Here is a 26,585-nt window from a genome sequence, read left to right on the forward strand (position 1 = left end):
GCGCCAGCGCCACTTGCATGATTTCCTTGGTGATGCCCATGATCTTGATGTCCATCTGCAGCGCGGTAATGCCGTTGGCGGTACCCGCTACCTTGAAGTCCATGTCGCCGAGGTGGTCTTCGTCGCCCAGGATGTCGGACAGGACGGCGAACTTGCCGCCTTCCTTGATCAGGCCCATCGCGATGCCGGCCACGTGCGCCTTCATCGGCACGCCGGCGTCCATCAGCGCCAGGCAGCCGCCGCACACCGATGCCATCGACGAGGAACCGTTCGATTCGGTGATTTCCGACACCAGCCGCACCGAGTAGCTGAAGTCTTCCGGGTCAGGCATGGCTGCCAGCAGCGCGCGCTTGGCCAGGCGGCCGTGGCCGATCTCGCGGCGCTTCGGCGTACCGACGCGGCCGGTTTCGCCGGTGGCGAACGGCGGCATGTTGTAGTGCAGCATGAACGGATCGGTGTACTCGCCCATCAGCGCGTCGATCTTCTGGCTGTCGCGGCCGGTGCCCAGCGTGGCGATGACCAGTGCCTGGGTTTCGCCACGCGTGAACAGCGCCGAACCATGGGTACGCGGCAGCACGCCGGTACGGATCGAGATCGGGCGCACGGTGCGCGTGTCGCGGCCGTCGATGCGCGGCTCGCCGGCGAGGATCTGGCTGCGCACGATGCGCGACTCGATCTCGAACAGCAGGGTGTCGACCTTGATCGGGTCGAAGCCGGCGCCCTCATCCTTGAGCGCCGCCTGCACGGAAGCAGTGGCATCACGCAGGGCTTGCGTGCGCGCCTGCTTGCTGCGGATCTGGTAGGCCGCGCGGATCTTCTCTTCGGCCAGGCCCTTGACCTTGCTGACGAAGGATTCGTCTTCGGCGGGCGCCTGCCAGTCCCACACGGGCTTGCCGGCTTCGCGCACGAGTTCGTGGATCGCGTTGATCGCGATCCTGCCCTGCTCGTGGCCGAACACCACGGCGCCGAGCATCACTTCTTCGGACAGCTGGTGCGCTTCCGATTCCACCATCAGCACGGCGGCTTCGGTGCCGGCGACCACCAGGTCGAGGTCCGACATCTTGCGGGCAGAGGGGCCCGGGTTCAGCACGTATTCGCCGCTGACGTAGCCCACGCGGGCGGCGCCGATCGGGCCGTTGAACGGGATGCCGGAGATCGACAGCGCAGCGGACACGCCGATCAGGGCGGCGATGTCGGCGTCGACTTCGGGGTTCAGCGAGACGGTGTGGATGACCACATGCACCTCGTTGTAGAAGCCTTCGGGGAACAGCGGGCGGATCGGGCGGTCGATCAGGCGCGACGTCAGCGTCTCGAGTTCGGACGGCTTGGCTTCCCGCTTGAAGAACGAGCCGGGAATCTTGCCGGCAGCGTAGGTCTTCTCGATGTAGTCGACCGTCAGGGGGAAGAAGTCCTGGCCCGGTTTGGCCGTCTTGGAGGCGACCACGGTAGCCAGCACCACGGTGTCATCGATGCTGACGAGGACGGCGCCGCCGGCCTGGCGCGCGATTTCGCCGGTTTCGAGGGTGACGGTGTGGTTGCCCCACTGGAACGTCTTGGTGACCTTGTTGAAAATGCTCATGGCTTTGTTCTTTCTCTGGTTGCCGGAGAGGGCCGTACGAGATGCCATTCCCCAGGGACTAGGCGCCTAAACCCTGGGGAATGACACAGCGCTCGTCGGGCCGATGCTCCGAAGTAAAAAACGCCTGAGCCAGTCGCGAAACCGTCTCAGGCGTTCATGGTGCAGGACTGCTTACTTGCGCAGGCCCAGCTTGGTGATCAGCGACGTATAGCGCTCGGTATCCTTGTTCTTCAGGTACGCGAGCAGGCTCTTGCGGCGGTTCACCATGCGCAGCAAGCCGCGGCGGCCGTGGTGGTCCTTGGCATGCGTCTTGAAGTGCGGGGCGAGCTCGTTGATGCGGGCGGTCAGCAGTGCAACTTGCACTTCGGGGCTGCCGGTGTCGTTGGCGCCACGCGCGTGCGCGGAGACGACCTCTGCCGTGGTGATCGGGGTCATGGGATGTCCTTGAAGATTGTTGACTTGCGTAGCGCTGCTGGAACTGCGGCACTACGTGCGCTCTGCGGATGCAGAACCGGACGATTATACGGGATTTGGCTTACGTCGTCGCGGAGGGCTGGCGCGACAACCAGGTTGCCAGCCGATCGACCCCCTGCCCCAGCCGTCCCGGATCCTTGCTCGCGAAACACCACCGCAGCCATCCCTGCGCCTCGGGCGCAAAGGCATTCCCGGGCGCTAGCCCGATGCCTGCCTCCGTCACCAGGCGCTTGGCGAGCGTCAGCGAATCGTCGAAACCGTCGAGCTTGAAGAAGGCATACATGCCGCCCTTGGCCGCCGCCAATTCGACGCCCGGCAAGCCCTGCAGCAGCGGCACCAGCGTGTCGCGGCAGGTCTTCAGGTGCGCCACCACGCGCGGCGTGACTTCGTCGGTGCGGCGGATCGCCTCGATGCCGGCGCGCTGCGTGAACACGCTTGCGCACGAGGTGTTGAATTCGATCAGCTTGCCCATGCCATGCGTCATCGTGGCCGGCATCACCAGCCAGCCGAGCCGCCAGCCCGTCATGAGGAAGCTCTTGGAGAAGCTGTGCGCGACGATCAGGCGGTCTTCGGGCGCGGCCACGTCGAGGAAGCTGGGTGCGCAGCGGCTGGCGCTTTCCTCGTAGTACAGGCGCTCGTAGACCTCGTCGGCCAGGATCCAGGTGCCGGTGCGGCGGCAGTGCTCCACGATGGCGCGCTGCTCGGCGCGCGTGAGCGTCCAGCCGGTGGGGTTGTTCGGGGCGTTCACGATCAGCAGGCGCGTGGCCGGCGTGATCGCGTCCAGCAGTCGCTGCAGGTCGAGCGTCCAGGCGCCCGCGCGCGGCGTGAGCGGCACCGGCTTCAGTTGCGCGCCCATGATCCGCGCCTGCGCCGGCAGGTTGGGCCACACGGGCGTGACCACCACCACCTCGTCGCCGGCGTCGACCACCGCCTGGCACGCCAGCATCAAGGCGTTGACCCCGCCGGAGGTGACCGCGATGCGATCGGCGCCCACGGCGCCGTGCAGCGCGCTGGTGTAGCCGGCGATCGCCTCGCGCAATTCGGGCAGCCCGAGGTTGTGGGCATAGAAGGTCTCGCCCTTGCGCAGCGACTCGATGGCCGCCTCGCGGATGAACTCCGGCGTGACCTCGTCGCTCTCGCCAAACCAGAACGCCAGCACGTCACTGCGCCCCATGCCGGCGTTGGCCACTTCACGGATCTTGGATTCTTCGAGGTCGATGACGGTCTGGCGCATTGTGGGAATTGTCGTGGAAATTCAAAAGCCAACATCTGGACGCAGAAGACGCAGAAGTTGCGCAGAAGTCGCAGAAGAAATTCCGAAGATTTGTTGAATAACTTTTCTGCGTCTTCTGCGTAACTTTCGCGTTTTCTGCGTCCGGATACTGGGTGTTCCGGCTGTCCGCTCCCGCTCCCTACGGCCTAGCCATGCGGCACGAAGACGCCATCTCCGCCTGCGCCGGCGACAGCGTGCGCACCACGCGGAAGCCGTAGCCTGAGCCTTCCACGTCGAACTTCACGCCGGGCGTGCCCTGCCGGTCCATCACGCCCACCACCAGCGATTGCTGGAACTGGTGGTCGGCCGCGCGCATGAAACCGGTCTGCCCCGCGAAGCTCACCCTGGCCTGCTCCAGCGCGTTGGCCAGCGGCACGGCCTCGATCGTGCCCGCACGCGCGATGGCCTGCGCCAGGGCCTCGATCATCAACTGCATGCGCATGTGCACGTAGTCGTCCTCGGGCCGCGGGAAGCGCTGGCGGAAGGACCGGTAGAAGGCCTCGCTCTCGGGCGTCGGCAGATTGGGCAGCCAGTCGGCCACGGCCAGCACCTTGCCGATGCCGGCCTCGCCGATGGCGGCGGGCGCGCCGAGCGCATTGCCGTAGAAGGTGAAGAAGCGGCCGTCGAAGCCGACCTCGCGGGCGGCCTTCACCAGCAGCGTGAGGTCGTTGCTGAAATTGCCCGTGATCACCGCGTCGGCGCCGCTCGCCTTGATCTTGGTGGCGTACGGCGCGAAGTCCTTGATGCGCAGCAGCGGATGCAGCTCGTCGCCCGCGATGCGGATATCCGGACGCTGCTGCGCGAGTTGCCGGCGCGCCTCGCGCTGCACCGCCTGGCCGAAGCTGTAGTCGGGATTGAGCAGGTAGACCGACTTGACCGCGGTGTCCTCGCGCAGCACCGACATCAGCGCCGCCATGCGCATGTCGGCATGCGCGTCGAAGCGGAAGTGCCAGAAGCTGCAGCGCTCGTTGGTGAGGATCGGGTCGACCGCCGCGTAATTGAGGAAGACCACGCGCCGCTGCGGCTCGCGTTCGTTGTGGCGGTTGATCGCCTCGATCAGCGCCGCCGCCACCGCGGACGAATTGCCTTGCAGCACGATGCGGGCGCCGGCATCTACGGCCGAGCGCAGTGCCGACAGCGCCTCCTCGATCTGCCCCTTGCTGTCGTAGCGATCCAGGGCCAGCGGCCGCCGGCCCTCGCGCGTCGCCACGCCACCACTCTGGTTGACGCGCTCCACCGCCCATGCGAGGTTGCGGAACACCGCTTCGCCCCCGTTGGCGTTGCCGCCGGAGAGCCCCTCGATCAACGCCAGGTGGATCGGCGCGGCGGCCTGGGCACGCGCGAGGGCGGGAAGGAGTGCAGACGCGGCCAGCGATTTCAAGACCGCGCGCCGAACAATTTTCATGCCTGGAATTCCCTTGAAATGCGCCGCCGGGTTCGCAGATGGGGACCAGGCGGCGATCGAATGCAGCGAGAGCAAACAGCGAGAGCCGCGCAGTGTACGGGACCCGTGTCCCACCCCATTCCCACAGGAGCCATTGAATGTTCTACGCCCCCGCCCATCGCACCCACGCCTTCGTGCCCGCCCGTTCCCTCGACCGCGGCTTCGAGCGCTTCCTGAACGCGCCCTTCTTCAACGCTGGCCCCACCGGCTTGAAGGTGGAACAGAACGACGAAGCCTGGACGGTGTCGCTCGACCTGCCCGGCGTCACCCGTGAACAACTCACCATCGACGTCGACGGCGCCGTGGTCCGCGTGCAGACCGTCAAGGATGCCCCGCGCCAGTACCAGGCCGCCTACGAACTGCCCGCCGACATCGACGGCGAAGCGACCAGCGCCAAGCTGGAAAACGGCGTGCTGACGCTCGCCCTCGCGAAGAAGAAGCAGGTCGTGACTTCGCGGCAGATCGAGGTCAAGTAAGACCTCTTGCCCCTTCCCCCCGGAGCGGGGAGGCTCTTCTTGCTCCTCCCCCTCCGGGGGGAGGCTGGGAGGGGGGCGCCCCCCCCGCGTCGCGCGCTCATTCAGTGCCGGGGCGCCCCCACCCCAACCCTCCCCCGGAGGGGGAGGGAGCAAACCCATCAAGACAGCGCCTCTGCCTCACAGCAGGGGCGCTTTTTTCTTGCGCGCCGCCTGCGTCATCCCGCCATAGCCCCAATCGCCAGCGGCCACCTCCTGCACCACCACGTAGCTCGCTTCGGCCAGGCCGCCCAGTTGCTGCTCCAGTGCATTGAACGCGGCGGCAACGAAGTCGGCCTTCTCCTCGGCGCTGTTGGTGCCCGCCGTGACGCGGATCTCCAGCATGGCGGTGGGTTCGCTTGCCGCCCGGCCGCCGATGAACCAGCGGCCAGGCCACACTTCCTCGACGGTCAACGCCGTCACCTCCTGCCGCTTGCCGAGGAGCTCCGTGGACAGCTGCGTCAGCGTGCGCGCGAGCCGCGCCACCCGTTCGGCCGCTTGCGGCGGCGACAGCTTCAGTTGCAGGGTGGGCATTTCAGGCCTCCGGAAGGATGGGCGTGCGCGTGCCGGCGAGGCGATGCCTCACCCGGCGCAAGGCATTGGCAACTCCGTGCGCGATGGCCTGCCACAACGAGGTCAGCGCTTTTTCGCGCAGTTCATGCGCGCGCCACTCCGCCGCTTCCATTTGCCGCGCGAAATCCTCGGTATACCGGTAGTCCATGGTGGCCCTTCCTTTCGTGTGTGCCTGGGCTGCACTCTAGGGATGGGACCCGCGCGGCGAAACGGCGCCGGCCGCAAATCGGTTTTGCACCCGCTGCAAGGCAGCGCGATGCTGGCTACGATGCGCCCCTATGCGTCATCTGCAGTTCGACGAACTGGCCCTCTATGCCCGCGTCGCGGACCTCGGCTCGCTGTCGGCGGTCGCGCGTGAACGCGACGTGCCGGTCAGCCAGGTCTCGCGCACGCTCGCGCGCCTGGAAAAGGCCTGCGGCGCGCGCCTGATGCGCCGCTCCACGCACGGCCTGTCGCTGACGGAGGAAGGCCGCACCTTCCTCGATTACAGCCGCCGCGCGGTGGTGACGCTGGAGGAGATGGAAGGCGAATTCGCCGCGCGCTCCGCCGAGCCGAGCGGCCGTGTGCGCGTGGCCACCAGCACCGTCGTCGCGCAGTACCAGATCATCCCCAGCCTGCCGGCACTCACCGCGCGTCATCCGCGCCTGCAGGTCGACCTGGAAGTGGGCGACCGGCTGGCCGACATGACGCGCGAGGGCATCGACATCGCCATCCGCGCCGGCGGCGAGCTGGCCGACACCGCAGTCGCGCGCCAGATCGGCACCCTGGGGCGCGCGCTCTATGCCGCGCCGGCGTATGGGCAGGCGCATGGCCTGCCCGCGCAGCCCGACGAACTCGCGCAGCACCGCCTGGTCACCACCACCGCCGTGCCGCTGCTCAATGCCTGGCCGTTCCGGCACGAGGGCGCCACGACGCTGTTCCCCGCCAGCGGCCACTGGCGCGCCAACGACTCCGGCATGCTGGCCACCATGGTGCTGCAGGGTCTCGGGATCGGCCGGCTGTCGACCCTGGTCGGCGAACCGCTGGTGCATGCTGGCGAGCTGGTGCGCGTACTGCAGGACCACGTCGACGTACAGACCGTGCCGGTGTTCGCCGTGACCGCCGGCACGCGGCATCGGCTGCCGAAGATCAAGGCCTGCGTTGACTACTGGGCGGAGTGGTTTGCGAGGAACGCGTGAGGCGCTGTCGTCATGCAAGGATGCTTGAACGCAGAAGGGCAGACAGGTCTGACGGGTGTCATCCCAAGAGGCTTGGCGACTTCTGCGTGTTTGGTTTTACTTCCGCGCCTTCTGCGTTCAAAAAGCCTTTCGCACACGAACGTGCTCTCAAGCCGGTTTGCGCGCAATCATCCCGATCAGCGCCGAATGCCCGCGATGGCCTGTGCCCTCGTCCAGCGTCGCCTCGTATTCGCGCAGCTCGATCACTTCGAGTTCGGCAAATGCCTCGCGCAGCAGCTCCGGCGTGTACAGGTGCGACTCGATCGGCGGGCCGCCCGTGCGGTACTCCAGCTGGCGCTGCGTGTAGCCTTGCAGCACCAGCGTGCCGCCCGGCTTGAGGCACTGCACCATGCCACCGAAGATGCGCTCGCGCAGCGCCGGGTCGGCGAACTGGATGAAGATCGCCGCCACCCCGTCGTACATGTTCTCGGGCCAGGCCAGGGTGGCGATGTCGGCCACGGCGAAGTTGACCTTCACGCCCGCCGTGCGTGCGAAGTCCCTGGCCTTGCGCATGCCCACTTCGGAGATGTCGAAGGCATCGACCGTGAGGCCGCGCTGCGCCAGCCAGACGCTGTTGCGGCCTTCGCCATCCGCGACCGACAGCACGCGCTGGCCCGCCTGCCACACGTCCGCATGGCCGCGCAGCCAGCTGTTCGGCTCGGTGCCGAACAGGTAGCCCGAGGCCGAGAAGCGCCGGTTCCAGGTGCCGGCAGGGTCGTCGAAGGGCGGGGGAGAGGTGACGGCGGCGCTCATGGCTTGATCTTAGGCACGCAGTCCGCTGGCTCTCCCTGCGGGAAACCCTCCGCCCCCCGTAGTACCCCTTGCTTCAGGCCGAGGTGATCGCCTCCAGCGGCCAGCGCGGCTTGACGTCGAAGGCATAGTCGGCCCGCGCCTCCTGCACGCCGGCCTGCAGCCGCATGGCCGCGGCCAGCGCGATCATGGCCCCGTTGTCCGTGCACAGCGACAGCTCGGGATAGTGAACCCGCACCCCGCGCTTGCCGCAGGCCGCGTCCAGTTGAGCACGCAGGCGGCGATTGGCGCCGACGCCCCCGGCGACGACGATCCGGTCAAGTGCACTGCGCTCCAGCGCGGCCAGTGATTTCTTCACCAGGACCTCGACGATCGCGGCCTCGGTGGACGCCGCGAGGTCGGCCTTGCGCTCTTCGAGCTGCGGGCCCAGTTTGTTGACCTGCGTCAACACGGCCGTCTTCAGTCCGGCGAAGGAAAAGTCCAGGTCGCCGCTGTGCAGCAGCGGACGCGGCAGCTTGAAGGCGGTGGGGTCGCCCTGCTGCGCCAGTTGCGAGAGCGCCGGCCCCCCGGGATAGCTTAGGCCGAGCAGCTTGGCGGACTTGTCGAAGGCCTCGCCGGCGGCATCGTCGATGGTCTCGCCCAGCATGCGGTAGCGGCCGACGCCTTCCACCTGCATCAGCTGGGTGTGGCCCCCCGAGACCAGCAAGGCAATGAAGGGAAAGCGCGGCGGATCCTGGCTCAGGAAGGGCGACAGCAGATGTCCTTCGAGGTGGTGCACACCCAGCACCGGCTTGCCCAGCGCCGCCCCCAGCGCGCAGGCCACGCCCGCCCCCACCAGCAGCGCGCCGGCCAGCCCGGGCCCGCGCGTGTACGCGACGACATCCACCTCGCGCAGCGCGCAACCGGACTCGGCGAGCACCTGCTGCGCGAGCGGCAGCACGCGGCGAATGTGATCCCGGCTCGCCAGCTCCGGCACCACCCCGCCATAGGCCTGGTGCATCTCGATCTGGCTGTGCAACGCATGCGCGCGCAACACGGGGACCTGCGCGCCCGCGGTCGCGACCAGCGCGACGCCGGTTTCGTCACAGGAGGATTCGATGCCCAACACGATCATGGTCCGGAGTTTAGCGGCGTGCTGGGCCGAACATTTTGAACGCGGAAGGCGCCGGGATGTCTTCGCACCGCGGCACGCTTGTTGCTGCACCGGGTGAGTCGAACTCCGGATCGCACGCGTACGGTGCGGGCCGCGATGGCCGCCGATTTCATTTCCTCGCCACAGGAGCAGACGATGCGGAAATCCTCCACCCCGGTGTCCCGCCGGTCCCTGCTGCAGGGCGCGGCCGCCCTGGGGGGCGCCGGCCTCGCGGGCAGCTTGCGGGCCATCGTGATGGCGCAGGGCACCGCCCCGACGAGGCGGTGCTGATGTCCCACCGCGTGGTGATGATGACCAACGGCCCCTCGGCCACCGTCGGCCAGCTGATGGACGTGCCGCTGCCCCGCCCGCGCAAGCGCATCGCGCTGGCCGAGGACAAGGTCTACCACCGTTGCCGGCAGGAGATCCTGTGCTTCCTGTACGACAAGCAGCGCAAGGTGGAGCCGATCTCCGCCCGGCTGGCCGCCGGATTTTCCAACCCGCAAAAGGCAGCAGCATGACCCCCGAGCAGATCGCACTGGTGCAAGCCAGTTTCGAGAAGGTGAAACCCGTTGCACCGCAGGCCGCGGAGATCTTCTACGCCCGCCTGTTCGAACTGGCGCCGCAAGTGCGCGGCCTGTTCCGCGGCGACATGGCGGAACAGGGCCGCAAGCTGATGGCGATGCTGGCCGGGGTCGTCGGCGGGCTGTCGCGGCTGGACGTGCTGGTGCCGACGGCGCAGCAGCTGGCGCGGCGGCACGTGGCCTATGGCGCCCTGCCGGAACACTATCCGGTGGTCGGCCAGGCCTTGCTGGAGACGCTGGCAAAGGGACTCGGCGAGGAATTCACGCCGCAAGTGCGACAGGCCTGGGAGACGGCTTACGGAACGCTGTCGCAGGTCATGATCGCGGCGCAGCAAGAACAGCCGCCACTGGCCATGTCAGCCCGGGTTTGATGCATGTCATCCGGGGCGCGAGGATGTCGCCCCGGGTCGAAGGATGTCATCCCGGGCTCGACCCGGGATCCACGCTGCGCCTGATCGACGGCCGCCGTGGATTGCGGGTCACCCGCAATGACATTCAAGATTGCAGGTCAAGCCCGCAATGACATCCAGGATTGCGGTCCGAGCCGCAATGCCATGCACGTCACGCCCCCATCAACACCTGGATGGAATGCTGGTACGCCGCCGTGAGGCGGTCGAACACTTCCAGCAGTTCCTCGCTGGCCGCGGCCAGCTTCACGCGCGCGGTCCTGGCCACGGCAGCGCGCAATTCCTGCCACGCCGCCTCGCCCCGCTCCAGCAGCGCGCGGATTTCCGGGGTGGATAGCGGCGCCGCGCGCAGGCGCGCCATGCCCTCCTCGAAGGCGCCGGCGCACTCCGCCAGCGCGGCCTCCCCGGCTCCCAGCAGCGCCAGCTTGGCCATGCGCTGCGCCAGCATGCGCTGCCGGCCGGCCACGTTGACCACGCCCACCTGCGGCGCGAGCCCCGATGCCTGAAGCGCGAGCACCAGCGCGTCGGCCTGCACCAGCACCGCCTCGGCCAGCACGTCGAGCGCCGCCGGATCCGGCGCCGGCGGCCGGGCCTCCAGCGCGAGCCGCAGCGCCTGCCAGCCAGTGCGCGCGGCCGCGATCAGGTCACCGTACGTGGCAGCGGACAGCTCGCGTTCCAGGAAGCCGAGGTTCTCCTCGACCCGCTGCACCGACTCGTTCGTCAGCACCGCGACCGCCGCGGCTTCCGTCCGGCTGGCGGCCAGTGCGTAGAGCTTCACCAGCCGCTGCGAGAGCATGCGCTGCTGCCCCGCGCGATTGATCGCCTCGCCCGTGCGCGCCGCGGCTATCACCTGGCGCGACACCTGCCCGACACGCTGGCTGCCTTGCATGGACGCAGTGCGCAGCAGCTGGAAGGCCTCCTCCTCGCTCACGTGCTGCGCGCGCATGAGGATGCCCTTGGCCTGGTCGACCCACTTGCGTTCGTCGAGCTTCTCGGCCAGTTCGGCGAGCTTGCCGCGCAGCTGCGCCTCGTGGCGCGCGCGCGCCTGCGCCAGGTGCACCAGGGGCCGCAACCGCTCGCGCGCGTATCCCTGCACCACCCATGCGTGCACGCCCGCATCGAGTGCACGCTGCATCGTCTCGACGCTCGCATCCTGGGTGAACAGCAGCACGGGGACGTGCTGCTGGGCCTGCAGCGTGGCAACAGCCTGCAGCAGCTCCGGCGTGGGGCGCGGCGCCCAGCAAACCAGCACGTCGGGGCTCGCCTGGAGCGTCGCGCGCACCAGCTGGGCGCAATCGCCCTGCGAATGCACCTCGAAGCCCGCCGCGATGAAGTCGGACGCCAGTGCAGGCGCACCCGGATCGGGCATGGAGAGGAGCAGGACGGAAGTCATGGCGCGCGGCAGCAGGGCGTTCAAGCATAGGCCATGCACGCTTCGCGCCTGCTGGCACGGTCCGTGCAGTGAGAAGGATGCCGGGTGCGACGATGCACCCGGGCCGTGCACCGTACCGCCGGCCTCGCGCACAACGTCGTGTGCTGTCCTGTACTCCTTCCGAGGGTGAGCCGCGAGGCTGCCCGGGTCCAGACACACGATGAGCGCATTCAACACCTTCCTCAAGTCCGGCCACTCGCCGACGCTGTTCGCGGCCTTCCTCTACTTCGCTTTTTCCTGCGGAGTGTGGGTGCTCAATGGCGCGATGGCGCCCTTCATCCGCGAGACGTATCACTTCAGCGCCGCGCAGCAGGGGCTGATGCTCTCGATCCCGATCGTCGCCGGCGCGCTGATGCGCTTTCCGCTCGGCGTCCTGGCGCAATACATCGGCCGCAAGGCGGCCACGCTGGTGGAGATGGCCATGATCGCCGTCGCCATGGTGTTCGGCCTGTTCTTCGTGCACAGCTTCGGCGACCTGCTGGCGATGGGCGTGCTCCTGGGGATCGCCGGCGCCAGCTTCGGCGTGGCGATGTCGCTCGGCTCCGGCTCTTTCCCGGCGAAGCACAAGGGCCTGGCGATGGGCATCGTCGGCGCCGGCAACGTCGGTACCGCAGTGTCCGTGCTGGTGGCGCCGCCGCTGGCGCAGTGGCTCGGGTGGCAGGCGGTGTACGGCGTCGCCGCCTGCGCGATGCTGCTGCCTGCGCTGGTGATGATCTTCCTTGCGCGCGAGCCGGCTGACGTCAAGCCCCAGGCCAGCCTGCGCGACCATGTGGCCTGCCTGTTCGAAGGTGACGGCTGGGTGTTCAGCGTGATCTACGCGATCACCTTCGGCGGCTTCATCGGCCTCACCAGCTTCCTGCCCTCGTATTACTACGAGCAGTTCGGCGCCGGCAAGGTGCAGGCCGGGCAGCTGACGATGCTGGCGGCCTTCATGGGTGCGGCGCTGCGGGTGGTCGGCGGCTGGCTCGCCGATCGCTGGGGCGGCATCAACACCCTGACGGTGGTGCTCGCCGTCGTGGCGGCTTCGCTGGTGCTGATCGCGTTTTCCGCGGGCTCGCTGCCGCTCACCACGCTGCTGATGATGCTGTGCTTCGCGGCGCTGGGCGCCGGCAACGGGGCGCTGTTCCAGCTCGTGCCCCTGCGCTGGCCGGCCGCCACCGCGGTGGCCGGTTCCATGATCGGTGAGATCGGCGCCCTCGGTGGCGGCCTGGTCCCCAGCACGATGGGACTGGCGAAGCAGTACGCCGGCAGCTACGCCTGGGGCTTCCTGCTGTTCGCGGGGCTGGCCCTCGTGGTGCTCGCCTTGCTGCGCGTCGTGCAGGCCGGCTGGACCGGCAAGTGGGTCGGCCACGGCGGCCGTGCCCGCGTGACCAGCGCTGTCGGCGCTGCCGGCTGGCCCTCCGGCCGCGCGCACCCACAACCCCTTTCGCAGTTCTCGCAGGAGTAATGCCATGAAGAAAATGAAGCTCGTGATGGTCGGCAACGGCATGGCCGGCGTGCGCACCCTGGAGGAACTGCTGAAGATCGCGCCGCAGCTGTACGACGTGGCGGTGTTCGGCGCGGAGCCGCATCCCAACTACAACCGCATCCTGCTGTCGCCGGTGCTGGCCGGCGAGCAGACGCTGGACGAGATCGTGCTGAACTCCTGGGACTGGTACGAGCAGAACCACGTCCGCCTGCACGCCGGCAAGAAGGTGGTGGAGATCGACCGCATCCGGCGCATCGTGCGTGCCGAAGACGGCACCGAAGAAGAGTACGACCGCCTCTTGCTGTGCACCGGCTCCAATCCCTTCATGCTGCCGGTGCCGGGCAAGGACCTGGCCGGCGTGATCGCCTACCGCGACATCGCCGACACCAACGCCATGATCGCGGCAGCGCAGAAATACCGGAAGGCGGTGGTGATCGGCGGCGGTCTGCTGGGACTGGAAGCCGCCAACGGCCTCATGAAGCGCGGCATGGAAGTCACCGTGGTGCACGTCATGCCCTGGCTGATGGAGCGCCAGCTCGACGACGTGGCCGGAGGCCTGCTGCAGAAGTCGCTGGAGGAGCGCGGCCTGAAGTTCCGCATCGGCGCGCACACGCAGGAGCTGGTGGCCGGCGCGGATGGCCGCGTGACGAAGGTGAAATTCAAGGACGGCTCCGAGCTCGATGCCGACCTCGTGGTGATGGCCGTCGGCATCCGCCCGAACACCGAACTCGCCGAGCAGGCGCGCATCCACTGCAGCCGTGGGATCGTCGTCAACGACACGATGCAGACGGTGACCGACGCGCGCATCTATGCCGTGGGCGAATGCGCGGCGCACCGCGGCATCGCTTACGGCCTGGTCGCGCCGCTGTTCGAACAGGCGAAGGTGGCCGCCAACCATCTGGCGCAGTTCGGCATCGGCCGCTACACCGGCTCGCTCACTTCCACCAAGCTGAAGGTCACCGGCATCGACCTGTTCTCCGCCGGCGAATTCATGGGAGGCGTTGGCACCGAGGAGATCGTGATGAGCGATCCCTTTGCCGGCGTCTACAAGAAGCTGGTGATCAAGGACGACAAGCTGGTGGGCGCCTGCCTGTACGGCGACACCGTGGACGGCAGCTACTACTTCAAGCTGCTGCGCGAAGGCCGCAAGATCGCCGACATCCGCGACAAGCTGATGTTCGGCGAATCGAATCTCGGCGATGCCGGCCACCAGGGCCGGAACAAGGCCGCGCAGATGGCCGACGGCGACGAGGTCTGCGGCTGCAACGGCATCGACAAGGGCAGCATCTGCAAGGCCATCAAGGAGAAGGGCCTGTTCACGCTGGACGAGGTGCGCAAGCACACCAAGGCCAGCGCTTCGTGCGGCTCGTGCACCGGCCTGGTCGAACAGATCATCATGTTCACCGCCGGCGGCGACTACTCCGCCGCGCCCAGGAAGAAGGCGATGTGCGGCTGCACCGACCACAGCCACCAGGAGGTGCGCGACGCCATCCGCAAGAACAAGCTGGTGACCATCGCCGACACGATGCGCTTCATGGAATGGCGCACGCCCAACGGCTGCTCCTCCTGCCGCCCGGCGCTGAACTACTACCTGATCTCCACCTGGCCCAAGGAGGCCAGGGACGATCCGCAATCGCGCTACATCAACGAGCGCAGCCACGCCAACATCCAGAAGGACGGCACCTATTCGGTGATCCCGCGCATGTGGGGCGGCGAGACCACGGCGTCGGAGCTGCGCCGCATCGCCGACGTGGTCGACAAGTACGCGATCCCCACGGTCAAGGTCACCGGCGGCCAGCGCATCGACCTGCTCGGCGTGAAGAAGGAGGACCTGCGCAACGTGTGGCAGGACCTGGGCATGCCTTCGGGCCATGCCTATGCCAAGGCGCTGCGCACGGTGAAGACCTGCGTCGGCAGCGAGTGGTGCCGCTTCGGCACGCAGGACTCCACGCAGATGGGCAAGGACCTGGAGCGGGCCCTGTGGCGCATGTACGCGCCGCACAAGGTGAAATTGGCGGTGAGTGGTTGTCCGCGCAACTGTGCCGAGTCGGGCATCAAGGACGTCGGCGTCATCGGCGTCGACTCCGGCTGGGAGATCTACGTCGGCGGCAACGGCGGCATCAAGACCGAGGCCGGCCAGTTCCTCTGCAAGCTCAAGACGGCCGATGAGGTCCTGGAATACAGCGGTGCCTTCCTGCAGCTCTATCGCGAGGAAGGCTGGTACCTGGAACGCACGGTGCACTACATCAACCGGGTTGGGCTGGACTCCGTGAAGAAGAAGATTCTCGAGGACCACGCGGGCCGCAAGGCGCTCTGGGAGCGGCTGCAGTTCGCCCTGGACGGCGAGCCCGATCCCTGGTTCGAGCAGGACAAGGCGCTGGTCGACACGCGGCAATTCGAGAAGCTGAACGCGCAAGGACAGACAGCATGAAGGCGAACGACTGGCAAGTGATCTGCCGGGTGGAAGACATCCCGGTGCTGGGCGCGCGGCGCGTGGCGCGCGAGCGCGGCATGGACGTGGCGGTGTTCCGCAACGACGCCGACCAGGTGTTCGCGCTGCTCGATCGCTGTCCGCACAAGGGCGGCCCGCTGTCGCAGGGCATCGTCTTCGGCACCAGCGTGGCCTGCCCGCTGCACAACCAGACGATCGGCCTCGACGACGGCTGCGCGAAGGCGCCCGACGAAGGCTGCACGCAGCGCTTCTCGTGCCGCGTGGAGGGCGGGCACGTGCTGCTCGATCCGGTGGAACTCGCGACGCTGGCGCTCGACCTCGATCCCCCCAAGGCCGGCCCCAGCGCGAGCAAGGGCGCACTGGGCGACGCGACTTTCGGGGTACAGGCTCCGCACGGTGAATGAGATGACGGGTGTCCGGGAGACGAAGTCCACCTGTCCGTATTGCGGCGTCGGCTGCGGCGTGATCATCCAGAGCGAGGGCCAGCGCATCACCGGCGTGCGCGGCGACCCGGACCATCCCGCCAACTTCGGGCGCCTGTGCACCAAGGGATCGACGCTGCACCTGACGGCTTCGCCGGCAGTCACGCAGCACGCGCGCCTGCTGCAGCCGATGCTGCGCGCGCAGCGCAAGGAGGCGCCAGTGCGCGTGAGCTGGGACGCCGCGCTGGATCTCGCGGCGGACCGCTTCGATCGCATCGTGCAGCAGCACGGGCCCGATGCCGTGGGCTTCTACATCTCCGGCCAATTGCTCACCGAGGACTACTACGTCTTCAACAAGCTGGCCAAGGGCCTGCTGGCGACCAACAACGTCGACACCAACTCGCGGCTTTGCATGAGCAGCGCGGTGGCCGGCTACAAGATAACGCTGGGCGCGGATGCGCCGCCCACCTGCTACGGCGACGTCGACCACGCGGACTGCATCTTCATCGTCGGCAGCAACACGGCCTACGCGCACCCCGTCCTGTTCCGCCGCATCGAGGAGGCCAGGGCCGCGCGGCCGCAGATGAAGATCATCTTCTGCGACCCCCGCCGGACCGACACGGCGGAACTGGCCGACCTTTACCTGCCGGTGCAGCCCGGCACCGACGTGATGCTGTTCCACGGCCTGCTGCACATCATGCTGTGGGAAGGCTGGACCCGGCCCGAATACATCGCCGCGCACACCACCGGCTTCGAGCAACTGAAAGCACTGGTGCGCGAGTACACGCCCGAGCGCGTGGCGCAGACCTGCGGTATCGCGCAGGAAGACCTGGTCACCGCGGCCAGGTGGTTCGCCACCTCGCCAGCGACGCTGAGCCTGTACTGCCAGGGCCTGAACCAGTCCGCCAGCGGCACCGCCAAGAATGCCGCGCTGATCAACCTGCACCTGGCCACGGGGCAGATCGGTCGTGCCGGCGCCGGCCCGTTCTCGCTGACGGGCCAGCCCAATGCCATGGGTGGCCGCGAGGTGGGCGGCCTGGCCAACCTGCTCTCGGCCCACCGCGATCTGGCGAACCCGCAGCATCGCGCGGAGGTGGCTGCGTTGTGGGGCGTGCCTTCGGTGCCGGAGAAGCCCGGCAAGACCGCCGTGGAGATGTTCCAGGCCGCGGCCGACGGCGAGATCAAGGCCCTGTGGATCGCATGCACGAATCCGGCGCAGTCGATGCCGGATCAGGCGACGGTGCGGCGCGCGCTCGAGCGCGCGGAGTTCGTCGTGGTGCAGGAGGCGTTTGCGACCACCGCGACCTGCGACTACGCGGACCTGCTGCTGCCCGCGACCACCTGGGGCGAAAAAGAGGGGACGGTCACGAACAGCGAGCGGCGCATCAGCCGGGTGCGTGCGGCGATTGAAGCGCCGGGAGAGGCGCGGCATGACTGGGAGATCGTGGTGGAGTTCGCGCGGAGGTTGGAGGCTCTTGCTCTTGCTCTTGCTCTTGCTCCCTCTCCCCTCGGGGGAGAGGGCGGGGGTGAGGGGCAGCGGCGCCCGGTGGGGGCACCCTCACCCCAGCCCTCTCCCGCCAGCGGGAGAGGGAGCAAAACCCTGTTTCCCTACACCACCCCCGAATCCATCTGGCTCGAACACCGCGAATCCACCCGCGGGCGCGACCTGGACATCACCGGCCTCAGCTATCCCCTGCTCGAAGCCGCGCCGCGCCAATGGCCCTTCCCGGAAGGCGCCACGCAAGGCCGCGATCGCCTCTACGAGGACGGCGTCTTCCCCACCCCCGACGGCAAGGCGCGCTTTGCCGCCCTGCACTACCGGCCGCTTGCCGAGCCGCGCGAATCGCGCTATCCCTTCTCGCTCACCACCGGGCGCCTGCGCGACCAGTGGCACGGCATGAGTCGCACCGGCACGCTCGGGCGCCTGTTCGGGCACGTGCCCGAGCCGGTGGTGCAGATGCATGCCCAGGACATCGAGCGTCGCCAGCTGAAGGAAGGCGACCTGGTTCACGTCACCTCCAGGCGCGGTTCCATCGTGCTGCCGGTGCAGGCCAGCAGCGAGATCGGCCTGGGCCAGGCCTTCATCGCCATGCACTGGGGCGCCGAGTTCCTGGGCGGCGTGTCCAGCACGGGCGAGCCCCTTGCCGGCGTCAATGCGCTGACCACCTCGGCGTACTGCCCCACCTCGAAGCAGCCCGAGCTGAAACACGCCGCCGTGAAGATCCTCAAGGCGGAACTGCCCTGGACCCTGCTGGGGCTGGCATGGCTTCCCGCTGGCGATGCCCTGCTCGCACGCGAGCGGCTCAAGGCGCTGATGGCGCGCTTCCCGTTCGCCTCCTGCGTGCCCTTCTCCAACAACGCGCCGCTTGCACAGGCGGCCGCCCACGAACGCAGCGGCGTGCTGTTCCGCGCGGCAGCCTACGACGCGCCGCCCGAAGAACTCGTGCAGGAAATCGAAGGCCTGCTGCAACTCACCGGAGCGCAGACCCTGCGCTACGCAGACCGCCGCAAGGGCCAGCGCCGCACCCTGCGCGTGCACCGCGAAGGCGCGGAGTTGCGCCTGGAGGCGCTGCTGCTGGCCGGCGACACCAGCGCGGAGCCCTGGCTCAAATCGCTGTTGCTGCAGGAACTGCCGGCGCAGGCCTATGGCCGCATGCTGCTGGCGCCGGGCGCGAAGCCGCCGATCGCCGTGCAGCAGAAGGGCAAGCAGGTGTGCAGCTGCTTCGGCGTCGAGGCGCCGGCGATCGACGGGTACCTCGCCCATTGCAGTGGCACGCCCGAAGAGCGGCTCGCGTCGCTGCAGGGAAACTTGCGCTGCGGCACAAACTGCGGCTCGTGCGTCCCGGAGTTGAAACGCATGGTGCGGGCGAGCGCGCCGCTGCGACAGGCCGCTTGAGCGGCGGGGCAGCGCTGGGGTGCGCTGCGCGCAGCCCAGCCTACAGGCCGGAGGGGAAGGTGCAGCGCGCGTGTCGGCCTGGATTCATCCGCCGAAGTACGCCCCGCCATTCAGGTGCAGCACCTGGCCGGTGACGTAACGGGTCCCTGGCCCGGCCAGCCAGCGCACGGCCTCGGCGACCTCCTGCGGCAGGCCGCGGCGGCCGACCAGCGTCTGGTGCACCGAGTGGTGCTTGGGCGCGCCGACCGAGGCCTCGCGCTGCGTCGCGATCAGGCCCGGCGCCACGCAATTGACCGTGATCCCCTGCGGCGACAACTCCGTGGCGAGCGCGCGCGTCATGCCGACCAGCCCCGCCTTGGCGGTGACCACGTGCACGCGGTGACTCGCGGCCGTGTGCGCCGTCATGCCGCCGATGTTGATCACGCTGGCCTGCCCGCTTTGCCGCAGCAGGGGCAGCGCCGCCTGCGTGCAATGGAAGGCGCCGTCGAGGCACACGGCCAGCGCGGCACGCCACGCCGCATAGTCCGTGTCGCCGAACGCCGACTCCTGGCGCAAGGCGGCGTTGTTCACCAGGATGTCGAGGCGGCCATAGCGCGCACGCACCGCCTCCATCATCGCGTCGACCGCCGCGCGATCCGTGACGTCGGCCAGGCACGCCAGCGCGTCGCCTCCCGCGGCCACGATCTCCTGCACGACCGACTCGGCCTCGTCGCGGTTCGCCCGCGCGTTCACCACGACCGCGAGGCCATCGCCGGCCAGCGCCAGGGCGATCGCCCGGCCGATGTTGCGGCCAGCGCCGGTGACCAGGGCAACGCGGGCAGGCGCACTCATTGGCAGCGCAATTCCTGCAACTGCACGCGGGGCGCCTGCGGCAGTTCGGTCAGCAGCGCCAGCAGCGCGTCCGCCCGGGATGCAGCGACCCCACCGTAGTCGCAGTTCGCGCGGAATTTCTTCAACAGGTCGTCGAACGACAGCGGCTCCGCGACGCCCCCGCGGAAATGGCCCTGGCGCATCTCACGCACCTCGCCATTGCGCAAGGTCACGCGCAGGTGGCCGGTGAACTGGCGGGGATAGGGATTGTTCGGATCGACCACGTAGTGCACCTTGCCGGCCAGCGCGCGCACACGCGGGTCGTGCACCACGGCCTCTTCGTAATCGGGCAGCCCCGCGTCGTCGCGCAGCAGACCGACCGCGATGGCATAGGGCACGCTGAACTTCGCGGCGTAGCCATTGGGCGGGTTCTGCTTGCTCGCGAGCGGCTCCCACAGGCGATGGACGATGCCTTCGGCGGTCTCGCATTCGATGGACTCGATCTCCGTCACGGCCAGACCTTGCGCGACCAGCTTGCGCGCGCAATCGATGTACGGGTGCGCCATGGTGCCGCAGGCATACGGCTTGAACGCGATGTCGGCGGCCAGCCAACGGCTGCCCAGCCCTTCGAGCATGGCCGCGAAGTTGCCCTCGTGGGTACGGGCAAAGGCATGGAAGAAGCCATGCTCGCCTTCGAACACGGTGCGCGGCCCGAGGAAGCCGGCCTGCGCCAGCCGCGCCGCGCGATAGCCGGCCTGCGCGGCCCAGCCCGGGTGCATGCGCTTGGTCCAGGCGCCCTCGGCCAGGTACTCGATGATGCCGGAGGCCATGCTGGCCGCCACGCCCATCGCATCGACCAGTTGCTTGGCGTCCAGGCGCAGCGCCGAGCCCACACCGACCGCCGCGCCGATCGCGCCGAACACCGCGGTGGGATGAAAGCCTGCCTTGTGCACCAGCTTGGGCGCAACCGGGCACAGCCGGCAGATCACCTCCGCGCCGACGGCGATGCCGCGCGCCAGGTCCGCGCCTGAGAGTTGATGGCGTTCCGCCGTGGCGAGCAGCGCCGGCACCACGACCGCGCCCGCGTGCGCCGGCCCGCCTTCGTAGGTGTCGTCGAAGTCCTCCCCGTGGGCCGCGGTGCCGTTGCACAGCGCCGCCATCGCGATGCTGCGCGGCGCGGCATGGCCGATCACGGTGCATTCGCCGGGGTCGTCGCTGGCCTGCACCGTGGCGCGCACGAAGTCGGTGTGCCGCGCGGCCAGGCACAGGCCGGCGACGTCGACCAGCAGCGAGCGGACCACGGCCTGCAGGGCCGCCGGTGTTTCGCGCACATCGGCCATGGCGCCGGCGAGGCGCTCGGCAACGGTCGGTTGCGAAGGGATGGCGCTCATTCAAAGTCTCCGTGCTGCATCCAGATCGCCCTTTCGGGGCGGAGTGTGACAGCGGGTCCGGGTGTCGCCATCAGGGTTTGACCCGCGCGCGCGCCGGAAATCAGCCTGTTGCGGGAGGTCATCCGCCCTCTGGGACAATCGTGCGTGGGCATCAGTCAGTACCTCAAGGAAATCGGCCGCGGCAAGCAGGGCGCGCGTTCGCTCGCCCGCGAGCAGGCGGCGGACCTGTTCGGCCAGATCCTCGACGGCCAGGTCAGCGATCTCGAGATCGGCGCTTTCTGCATCGCCATGCGCGTCAAGGGCGAGACGCCCGAGGAGATGTGCGGCTTCCTCGATGCCACCCACGCGCGCCTGCAGCGGGCCTCGTCGGCCAGCGGCCAGCCCGTGGTGGTGCTGCCCAGCTACAACGGTGCGCGGCGACTGCCCGTGTTGACGCCGCTGCTGGCCGGGCTGGTGGCGCGCCGCGGACTGCCGGTGCTCATCCATGGCACCGCCACCGAATCGAGCCGCGTTTTCGTGCGCGACGTGCTGCATGCCATCGAGGTGCAGGAAGCGGCCGCGGCGCCGGTGCTGCGCGACGGCCAGGTCGCCTTCGTGCCCACCGAAGTGCTGAATCCCGGCCTCAAGCGCCTGCTGGATGCACGCCGGGCGATCGGACTGCGCAATAGTGCACACAGCCTGGTCAAGCTGATGAATCCCTGCACCGGCCCGGCCGTGATCGTCAGCAGCTACACCCATCCGGAATATGGCGTGTCCATGGGCGAAGTCTTCCAGCGCATGAGGGCGACCGCGCTGCTGTTGCGCGGCACCGAAGGCGAGGTGGTGGCCGATGCCCGCCGGCTGCCGCAGATGGACGGCTTCGTGCGCGGGAGGCGCGTGACCTTGCAGGAAGGCCGACGCGGTACGCTCACCGACCTGCCCGACCTGCCGAAGGAGGTCGACCCCGACAGCACGGCAGCCTACATTCGCGCCGTGCTCGCGGGTGACAAGCCCATCCCCGAATCCATGGCCCTCCAGGTGGAACACATCTTGCACCTCGCCTTCGCATGAACACAGGCAAAGTCACCCTGGTGGGCGCCGGCCCCGGCGACCCGGAACTGCTGACGCTCAAGGCGCTGAAGGCGATTCGCGCCGCGACCGTGCTGCTGGTGGACGACCTGGTCAGCCCCGAGGTGGTGGCGCATGCCGCACCCGGTGCGCGCATCGTGCACGTGGGCAAGCGCGGCGGCTGCAAGAGCACGCCGCAGGCCTTCATCGAAAAGCTCATGCTGATGGCGGCGCGCGAAGGCGAGAACGTGGTGCGGCTGAAGGGCGGGGACCCCTTCATCTTCGGCCGCGGCGGCGAGGAGATGGAGCACCTGCGCGCTGCCGGCGTGCCCGTGGAGATCGTCAACGGCATCACGTCGGGCCTGGCCGCGGCGACTTCGCTGGGCGTGCCGCTGACGCACCGCGAGCATGCACAGGGCGTGATCTTCCTGACCGGCCACGCCCAGCAAGGTGCCAGCCTGCCCGATTGGCGCATGCTGGCCGCGACCGCGCGCGAAGCACGCCTCACGCTGGTGATCTACATGGGCGTGAGCGGTGCGGCCCACATCCAGCAAGACCTGCTCACCGGATTGCCGGCGAGCACGCCGGTGGCCATCGTGCAGCGCGCCTCGCACCCGGACCAGCGGCATGCCGTGACCACGCTGGGCGAAATGGCCGCGACGATTGCCGCGCAGGCGCTGGCAAGTCCGGCGGTGATCGTTGTCGGCGACGTGGTGCGCGGGGTGGCGGCGGCCGGCCACGCCGTGTCCGCGGTACGCGCTGCCTGAGGGCAGAGATAATCCGCGTCCATGCCGGACGCAGCCTCTTCCTCCCGCTTCGATGCCATCGTGATCGGCGCCGGCGCGGCCGGCCTGTTCTGCGCGGGTGTCGCCGGGCAACTGGGCGTGAAGGTCCTGCTGGTCGACCACGCGGAGAAGGTCGCCGAAAAGATCCGCATCTCAGGCGGCGGACGCTGCAATTTCACCAATCGCGAACTCGATCCACGGGCGCCGCACAAGCACTTCCTCGGGGCCAATCCCAATTTCTGCCGCTCGGCGCTGGCGCGCTACACGCCGCAGGATTTCCTGGCGCTGGTGCTGCGCCATGGCATCCCGTTCCACGAGAAGCACAAGGGACAACTGTTCGGCGACCGCTCCGCCGACGACTTCATCCGCATGCTGCTGGCCGAGTGCGGCGCCGGCGGCGTCACGCACTTGCAGCCGTGCCAGGTCGGCGGCATCGCGTTGTCCGAAGGGCTGTACGAGGTGCAGACGAGTGCCGGACTGGCGCGGGCACCGGCCGTGGTGATCGCCACCGGCGGGCTGTCGATCCCGAAGATCGGCGCCACCGACTTCGGCCATCGCATCGGCAAGCAGTTCGGGCTGGGGATCGTCGCGCCGCGGCCGGCATTGGTGCCGCTGACTTTCGATGGCACCGGATGGCAGCCGTTCGCGGAGCTGGCCGGGCTCTCCTTGCCGGTGCGCATAGCGACCGGCGAAAAGAAGGACCTGATCGCCTTCGACGAGGACCTGCTCTTCACGCACCGCGGCCTGAGCGGCCCGGCCGTGCTGCAGATCTCGAGCTACTGGCGGGAAGGGCAGCCGCTGCGCATCGACCTTGCACCGGGCGTTGACGTGGCGCAGGAGCTGAGCGCGGCCAAGGCGCGGTCGCGCAAGCGCATCGCCAACGAACTCGCGCAATGGGTGCCCGCGCGGCTGGCCGATGCCTGGGCGCAGCAGGATCCCGCCTGGCAGCGGCCGGTGAACGAGGCCGGGGACAAGGCCTTGCAGCAGCTGGCCCAGCGCCTGTCTCGCTGGGAACTGGTGCCCACGGGAAGCGAGGGCTGGCGCAAGGCGGAGGTGACGGCGGGCGGCGTCGACACGCGCGAGCTCTCCTCACAGACCATGGAATCGCGCCAGCCCGGGCTGTATTTCATTGGCGAGGCAGTGGATGTGACGGGGTGGCTGGGCGGCTACAACTTCCAGTGGGCGTGGGCGAGCGGGTATGCCTGCGCGCAGGGCTTGGCTTCGCGGCTCCCGTAGGCTGGGCTGCCGAAGGCACCCCAGCGATCGCGCCAAACGCTGGGGTGCCTCCGGCAGCCCAGCCTACGGGCATCGAATGACCCCAGCCTTGCCCGTCGCCCAAGCAAGGCTATAATCTCTGGCTTTGCTGGCAAACCCCCACCGGCCCGATCGAAACCATAGGTGGGGAAACTCAGGCGAACGTCCTCGATCTACGTTCGCCGCCTGAAATTCTGGAAGTCATGACGACCATTCGTGTCAAGGAAAACGAGCCGTTTGACGTGGCGCTGCGCCACTTCAAGCGCACCATCGAGAAGCTGGGTCTGCTGACCGAGCTGCGCGCCCGCGAGTTCTACGAAAAGCCCACCGCCGAGCGCAAGCGCAAGAAGGCTGCCGCCGTCAAGCGTCACTTCAAGCGCGTGCGCAGCATGCAGCTGCCGAAAAAGCTCTACTGAGCCCCGGCTGACCGCATCCGAAAGCCCGCCTGGGGACGCTCAGGCGGGCTTTTTTCATTCTTTCGAGGAAAACAAATGACGCTCAAGGAACGCATCACCGAGGACATGAAGGCCGCCATGCGCGCCAAGGACAGCGACCGCCTGGGCGCCATCCGCATGCTCACGGCCGCCATCAAGCAAAGGGAAGTGGACGAGCGCATCGAGCTCGACGACGTGGCCGTGGTGGCGATCGTCGACAAGCTCCTGAAGCAGCGCAAGGACAGCATCGAGGCCTTCCAGAAGGCTGCCCGGCAGGACCTGGTCGACAAGGAACAGGCCGAGGTCATGGTGCTTCAGGCCTACCTGCCGCAGCGCCTCTCGGCCGCCGAGATCGACACCGAAGTGAAAGCGATCGTCGCCGAGCTGGGCGCCAAGGGCCCGGGCGACATGGGCAAGGTGATGGGCGCGGTGAAGTCGCGGCTCGCCGGCAAGGCCGACATGGGGCAGGTCAGCGCGGCGGTGAAGGCGGCGCTGGCTTGAGGATGTCTCCCGGGCGTCAGGATGTCTCTCGGGTCGTCAGGATGTCTCCCGGACCTGAAGATGTCAGCCCGGGCTTGAGGATGTCATCCCGGGCTTGACCCGGGATCCACGGCGGCGCTTCATCCACCGCCGCCTGGATTGCGGGTCAAGCCCGCAATGACATCGACGCCGCCAGGATGGGCGGCGCTGGGCCCAGACGCGATGACATCCAGCCGGCCCGGATGGGCGGCTCTCCGCCCGCCCGCAATCACTTCCGCACCGCCCGCTGTGCCTTGCGAGATCCCGGCCTGCGCCGGGATGGGCGGCTCTTGGCCGCGTAGCGGCCTACGAGCCGCCCACCTTCATCCGGTTGATCAGGATCGAGCCCACCGTCTTCGCCCCGTAGTTGTACACGTCGGCCCCCACCGCCTGGATGCCCATGAGCATGTCGCGCAGGTTGCCGGCGATCGTGATCTCCTGCACCGGGAAGGCGATCTCGCCGTTTTCCACCCAGAAGCCGCTGGCGCCCCGCGAATAGTCGCCGGTCACGTAGTTCACGCCCTGCCCCATCAGCTCGATCACGAACAAGCCGGTGCCCAGCTTCTTCAGCATCGCGACGAGGTTGTCCGTCGGCTGCGTGAGCCGCGAGGTCATCGTGAGGTTGTGCGAGCCACCCGCATTGCCGGTGGTCTTCATGCCCAGCTTGCGCGCGGAATAGCTGCTGAGGAAGTAGCCCTCCACCCGGCCCGCATCCACCACCTTGCGCGCCCGCGTGCGCACGCCTTCCTCGTCGAAGGGAGCACTGCCCTTGCCGCGCCGCACGAAGGGATCCTCCAGCACGTCGATGTGCTCGGGAAACACCTGCTTGCCCAGCGAATCGAGCAGGAAGGTGCTCTTGCGATACAGGGAGCCACCGCTGACAGCCTGCACGAAGCCCCCCAGCAGGCCGGCGGCCAGCGGCGACTCGAACAGCACCGCGCACTCGCCGGTCGGGATCTTGCGGGACTTCAGGCGGGCCAGCGCGCGTTCGGCGGCATAGCGGCCCACCGCCTCGGGCGCCGCCAGTTCCTGCGCCGAGCGCATGGAGGTGTACCAGGCGTCGCGCTGCATCTCCTCGGCACGGCCGGCGATCGGCGCGACCGAGATCGAATGGCGCGAGCTCGCATAGCCGCCGCGAAAGCCATGCGTGTGCGCGCTGAAGAAATGGCTCTGCTGCGCCGACACGCCCCCGCCCTCGCTGTTCGTGATGCGCGGGTCGGTATCGAAGGCCGCGCGCTCGCAGCGCAACGCGATCTCCGCGGCCTGCTCGCTGGTGATGCTCCACGGGTGGAACAGGTCCAGGTCAGGCTGGGAACTGACCGGCGCGATCTCTTCCGCATCGGGCAGGCCGGCGACCGGGTCCTGCGCGGTGAAGCGCGCGATGTCATAGGCGGCCTGCACGGTGCGCTCGAGGGCCGGGCGCGAGAAGTCCGAGGTGCTGGCGTTGCCGCGCTGGTTGCCCATGTAGACGGTGATGCCCAGCGACTTGTCGCGATTGCGCTCGACGTTTTCGAGTTCGCCCTTGCGCACGGAGACGCTCAGGCCGCAGCCCTCGGAGGCTTCCGCACCCGCGTCGGTGGCGCCGAGCTTGCGCGCGTGCTCCAGCGCGAAGTCGACCAGTTCCTCGAAATCGGCACGGCTGTAGGCAAAGCCGGATCCGTCGTGCGCAGGTGTCTTGTGCATATGGACGGCTATGATACTTGTGCAAGGCATGCAACACGGCCGCGCAG

25 protein-coding genes and 1 pseudogene are annotated in these 26,585 nt (G+C 68.5%); 14 read left to right on the top strand and 12 right to left on the bottom strand.

The annotated features are described in order from the left end of the window. The 4 genes from pnp to JWP60_RS08185 form a co-directional block, all read right to left on the bottom strand. The coding region (gene pnp, locus JWP60_RS08170) for a polyribonucleotide nucleotidyltransferase (RefSeq protein ID WP_299788984.1) at window positions 1-1,579 on the bottom strand (1,579 nt) is incomplete at its 3' end. Between the two features lie 171 nt (window positions 1,580-1,750). Continuing rightward, entirely contained in the window at window positions 1,751-2,014 is a 264-nt protein-coding gene (gene rpsO, locus JWP60_RS08175; RefSeq protein ID WP_299788987.1) for a 30S ribosomal protein S15, read from the bottom strand. A gap of 100 nt (window positions 2,015-2,114) precedes the next feature. Continuing rightward, complete coding sequence (locus JWP60_RS08180) at window positions 2,115-3,287, bottom strand: pyridoxal phosphate-dependent aminotransferase (protein ID WP_299788990.1); 1,173 nt, start codon at window positions 3,285-3,287, stop codon at window positions 2,115-2,117. A 178-nt stretch (window positions 3,288-3,465) separates the two neighbouring features. Then, window positions 3,466-4,731, bottom strand: coding sequence for a branched-chain amino acid ABC transporter substrate-binding protein (locus JWP60_RS08185; protein WP_299788993.1), 1,266 nt, complete (start codon window positions 4,729-4,731; stop codon window positions 3,466-3,468). A 137-nt stretch (window positions 4,732-4,868) separates the two neighbouring features. Here JWP60_RS08185 and JWP60_RS08190 point away from each other — a divergent pair, with 137 nt between their 5' ends. Continuing rightward, window positions 4,869-5,246 carry an Hsp20/alpha crystallin family protein gene (locus JWP60_RS08190; protein ID WP_299788996.1) on the top strand — a complete coding sequence of 126 codons (378 nt, stop codon included), beginning with the start codon at window positions 4,869-4,871 and terminating at the stop codon, window positions 5,244-5,246. 177 nt (window positions 5,247-5,423) lie between these two features. Here the strand turns inward: JWP60_RS08190 and JWP60_RS08195 are convergent, their stop codons facing one another. Further along, a complete protein-coding gene (locus JWP60_RS08195) occupies window positions 5,424-5,816 on the bottom strand; it encodes a tautomerase family protein (protein ID WP_299788998.1) in 393 nt (130 codons plus the stop codon). 1 nt (window position 5,817) lies between these two features. Further along, window positions 5,818-6,003: a hypothetical protein gene (locus JWP60_RS08200; protein ID WP_299789000.1), complete on the bottom strand. Its 186-nt coding sequence runs from the start codon at window positions 6,001-6,003 to the stop codon at window positions 5,818-5,820. A 130-nt stretch (window positions 6,004-6,133) separates the two neighbouring features. On the opposite strand from JWP60_RS08200, the gene JWP60_RS08205 reads away from it, so the two are divergent. Then, window positions 6,134-7,033, top strand: coding sequence for a LysR family transcriptional regulator (locus JWP60_RS08205; RefSeq protein WP_299789002.1), 900 nt, complete (start codon window positions 6,134-6,136; stop codon window positions 7,031-7,033). A 147-nt stretch (window positions 7,034-7,180) separates the two neighbouring features. On the opposite strand, the gene JWP60_RS08210 is transcribed toward JWP60_RS08205, so the two are convergent. After that, a complete protein-coding gene (locus tag JWP60_RS08210) occupies window positions 7,181-7,825 on the bottom strand; it encodes a class I SAM-dependent methyltransferase (RefSeq protein ID WP_299789004.1) in 645 nt (214 codons plus the stop codon). Window positions 7,826-7,898: 73 nt separating this feature from the next. After that, complete coding sequence (gene tsaD / locus JWP60_RS08215) at window positions 7,899-8,936, bottom strand: tRNA (adenosine(37)-N6)-threonylcarbamoyltransferase complex transferase subunit TsaD (RefSeq protein ID WP_299789006.1); 1,038 nt, start codon at window positions 8,934-8,936, stop codon at window positions 7,899-7,901. Between the two features lie 174 nt (window positions 8,937-9,110). On the opposite strand from tsaD, the gene JWP60_RS08220 reads away from it, so the two are divergent. The 3 genes and pseudogenes from JWP60_RS08220 (at window position 9,111) to JWP60_RS08230 (ending at window position 9,909) form a co-directional block, all read left to right on the top strand. Continuing rightward, window positions 9,111-9,245 (top strand): twin-arginine translocation signal domain-containing protein, encoded by a 135-nt coding sequence (locus JWP60_RS08220; protein ID WP_299789390.1) that lies wholly within the window; start codon window positions 9,111-9,113, stop codon window positions 9,243-9,245. Next, a pseudogene (locus tag JWP60_RS08225) lies at window positions 9,230-9,475 on the top strand (ABC transporter ATP-binding protein); the annotation flags it as partial. The gene JWP60_RS08220 and the pseudogene JWP60_RS08225, both read left to right, overlap by 16 nt. Further along, a complete protein-coding gene (locus JWP60_RS08230; protein ID WP_299789008.1) occupies window positions 9,472-9,909 on the top strand; it encodes a globin family protein in 438 nt (145 codons plus the stop codon). The pseudogene JWP60_RS08225 and the gene JWP60_RS08230, both read left to right, overlap by 4 nt. Window positions 9,910-10,099: 190 nt before the next feature. On the opposite strand, the gene JWP60_RS08235 is transcribed toward JWP60_RS08230, so the two are convergent. Continuing rightward, window positions 10,100-11,338 (bottom strand): ANTAR domain-containing protein, encoded by a 1,239-nt coding sequence (locus JWP60_RS08235; protein WP_299789011.1) that lies wholly within the window; start codon window positions 11,336-11,338, stop codon window positions 10,100-10,102. Between the two features lie 199 nt (window positions 11,339-11,537). Between JWP60_RS08235 and JWP60_RS08240 the strand changes: the two genes are divergently transcribed. From JWP60_RS08240 to JWP60_RS08255, 4 genes are read left to right on the top strand one after another with little or no spacing between them, the layout of a single operon-like run. Next, entirely contained in the window at window positions 11,538-12,824 is a 1,287-nt protein-coding gene (locus JWP60_RS08240) for an MFS transporter (RefSeq protein WP_299789014.1), read from the top strand. Between the two features lie 4 nt (window positions 12,825-12,828). Continuing rightward, complete coding sequence (gene nirB / locus JWP60_RS08245; RefSeq protein ID WP_299789017.1) at window positions 12,829-15,276, top strand: nitrite reductase large subunit NirB; 2,448 nt, start codon at window positions 12,829-12,831, stop codon at window positions 15,274-15,276. Further along, window positions 15,273-15,701 (top strand): nitrite reductase small subunit NirD, encoded by a 429-nt coding sequence (gene nirD, locus JWP60_RS08250; protein WP_299789020.1) that lies wholly within the window; start codon window positions 15,273-15,275, stop codon window positions 15,699-15,701. The genes nirB and nirD overlap by 4 nt, the downstream gene beginning before the upstream one ends. Before the next feature lies 1 nt (window position 15,702). Beyond that, window positions 15,703-18,615 carry a nitrate reductase gene (locus tag JWP60_RS08255; protein WP_299789023.1) on the top strand — a complete coding sequence of 971 codons (2,913 nt, stop codon included), beginning with the start codon at window positions 15,703-15,705 and terminating at the stop codon, window positions 18,613-18,615. Between the two features lie 84 nt (window positions 18,616-18,699). Here JWP60_RS08255 and JWP60_RS08260 read toward each other — a convergent pair whose 3' ends face one another. Together JWP60_RS08260 and JWP60_RS08265 are read right to left on the bottom strand one after the other, a co-directional pair. Next, window positions 18,700-19,446: an SDR family oxidoreductase gene (locus JWP60_RS08260; protein WP_299789026.1), complete on the bottom strand. Its 747-nt coding sequence runs from the start codon at window positions 19,444-19,446 to the stop codon at window positions 18,700-18,702. After that, on the bottom strand, window positions 19,443-20,816 hold the full coding sequence (locus JWP60_RS08265) for an MmgE/PrpD family protein (RefSeq protein ID WP_299789029.1): 1,374 nt from the start codon (window positions 20,814-20,816) through the stop codon (window positions 19,443-19,445). Before JWP60_RS08265 ends, JWP60_RS08260 begins: the two co-directional genes overlap by 4 nt. Window positions 20,817-20,960: 144 nt before the next feature. Between JWP60_RS08265 and ybiB the strand changes: the two genes are divergently transcribed. From ybiB to JWP60_RS08290, 5 genes are all read left to right on the top strand, one after another. Further along, complete coding sequence (ybiB, locus tag JWP60_RS08270) at window positions 20,961-21,866, top strand: DNA-binding protein YbiB (protein WP_299789032.1); 906 nt, start codon at window positions 20,961-20,963, stop codon at window positions 21,864-21,866. Beyond that, window positions 21,863-22,630, top strand: a complete 768-nt coding sequence (gene cobA / locus JWP60_RS08275; protein WP_299789035.1) for a uroporphyrinogen-III C-methyltransferase — start codon at window positions 21,863-21,865, stop codon at window positions 22,628-22,630. Before ybiB ends, cobA begins: the two co-directional genes overlap by 4 nt. Before the next feature lie 21 nt (window positions 22,631-22,651). Next, window positions 22,652-23,884, top strand: a complete 1,233-nt coding sequence (locus JWP60_RS08280; RefSeq protein ID WP_299789038.1) for an NAD(P)/FAD-dependent oxidoreductase — start codon at window positions 22,652-22,654, stop codon at window positions 23,882-23,884. 221 nt (window positions 23,885-24,105) lie between these two features. After that, window positions 24,106-24,318, top strand: a complete 213-nt coding sequence (rpsU, locus tag JWP60_RS08285) for a 30S ribosomal protein S21 (protein ID WP_299789041.1) — start codon at window positions 24,106-24,108, stop codon at window positions 24,316-24,318. Between the two features lie 75 nt (window positions 24,319-24,393). Then, a complete protein-coding gene (locus JWP60_RS08290) occupies window positions 24,394-24,837 on the top strand; it encodes a GatB/YqeY domain-containing protein (protein ID WP_299789044.1) in 444 nt (147 codons plus the stop codon). 324 nt (window positions 24,838-25,161) lie between these two features. Here JWP60_RS08290 and pmbA read toward each other — a convergent pair whose 3' ends face one another. Continuing rightward, a complete protein-coding gene (gene pmbA / locus JWP60_RS08295; RefSeq protein WP_299789047.1) occupies window positions 25,162-26,538 on the bottom strand; it encodes a metalloprotease PmbA in 1,377 nt (458 codons plus the stop codon). Between the last annotated feature and the right edge of the window lie 47 nt (window positions 26,539-26,585).

This window comes from Ramlibacter sp., assembly GCF_028291745.1.
Lineage (GTDB): Bacteria > Pseudomonadota > Gammaproteobacteria > Burkholderiales > Burkholderiaceae_C > Ramlibacter.

Coding starts and splice junctions, on each gene's coding strand:
- rpsO (WP_299788987.1), bottom strand. CDS start 2,014: ATGACCCCGATCACCACGGCAGAGGTCGTCTCCGCGCACGCGCGTGGC.
- JWP60_RS08180 (WP_299788990.1), bottom strand. CDS start 3,287: ATGCGCCAGACCGTCATCGACCTCGAAGAATCCAAGATCCGTGAAGTG.
- JWP60_RS08185 (WP_299788993.1), bottom strand. CDS start 4,731: ATGAAAATTGTTCGGCGCGCGGTCTTGAAATCGCTGGCCGCGTCTGCA.
- JWP60_RS08190 (WP_299788996.1), top strand. CDS start 4,869: ATGTTCTACGCCCCCGCCCATCGCACCCACGCCTTCGTGCCCGCCCGT.
- JWP60_RS08195 (WP_299788998.1), bottom strand. CDS start 5,816: ATGCCCACCCTGCAACTGAAGCTGTCGCCGCCGCAAGCGGCCGAACGG.
- JWP60_RS08200 (WP_299789000.1), bottom strand. CDS start 6,003: ATGGACTACCGGTATACCGAGGATTTCGCGCGGCAAATGGAAGCGGCG.
- JWP60_RS08205 (WP_299789002.1), top strand. CDS start 6,134: ATGCGTCATCTGCAGTTCGACGAACTGGCCCTCTATGCCCGCGTCGCG.
- JWP60_RS08210 (WP_299789004.1), bottom strand. CDS start 7,825: ATGAGCGCCGCCGTCACCTCTCCCCCGCCCTTCGACGACCCTGCCGGC.
- tsaD (WP_299789006.1), bottom strand. CDS start 8,936: ATGATCGTGTTGGGCATCGAATCCTCCTGTGACGAAACCGGCGTCGCG.
- JWP60_RS08220 (WP_299789390.1), top strand. CDS start 9,111: ATGCGGAAATCCTCCACCCCGGTGTCCCGCCGGTCCCTGCTGCAGGGC.
- JWP60_RS08230 (WP_299789008.1), top strand. CDS start 9,472: ATGACCCCCGAGCAGATCGCACTGGTGCAAGCCAGTTTCGAGAAGGTG.
- JWP60_RS08235 (WP_299789011.1), bottom strand. CDS start 11,338: ATGACTTCCGTCCTGCTCCTCTCCATGCCCGATCCGGGTGCGCCTGCA.
- JWP60_RS08240 (WP_299789014.1), top strand. CDS start 11,538: ATGAGCGCATTCAACACCTTCCTCAAGTCCGGCCACTCGCCGACGCTG.
- nirB (WP_299789017.1), top strand. CDS start 12,829: ATGAAGAAAATGAAGCTCGTGATGGTCGGCAACGGCATGGCCGGCGTG.
- nirD (WP_299789020.1), top strand. CDS start 15,273: ATGAAGGCGAACGACTGGCAAGTGATCTGCCGGGTGGAAGACATCCCG.
- JWP60_RS08255 (WP_299789023.1), top strand. CDS start 15,703: ATGACGGGTGTCCGGGAGACGAAGTCCACCTGTCCGTATTGCGGCGTC.
- JWP60_RS08260 (WP_299789026.1), bottom strand. CDS start 19,446: ATGAGTGCGCCTGCCCGCGTTGCCCTGGTCACCGGCGCTGGCCGCAAC.
- JWP60_RS08265 (WP_299789029.1), bottom strand. CDS start 20,816: ATGAGCGCCATCCCTTCGCAACCGACCGTTGCCGAGCGCCTCGCCGGC.
- cobA (WP_299789035.1), top strand. CDS start 21,863: ATGAACACAGGCAAAGTCACCCTGGTGGGCGCCGGCCCCGGCGACCCG.
- JWP60_RS08280 (WP_299789038.1), top strand. CDS start 22,652: ATGCCGGACGCAGCCTCTTCCTCCCGCTTCGATGCCATCGTGATCGGC.
- rpsU (WP_299789041.1), top strand. CDS start 24,106: ATGACGACCATTCGTGTCAAGGAAAACGAGCCGTTTGACGTGGCGCTG.
- JWP60_RS08290 (WP_299789044.1), top strand. CDS start 24,394: ATGACGCTCAAGGAACGCATCACCGAGGACATGAAGGCCGCCATGCGC.
- pmbA (WP_299789047.1), bottom strand. CDS start 26,538: ATGCACAAGACACCTGCGCACGACGGATCCGGCTTTGCCTACAGCCGT.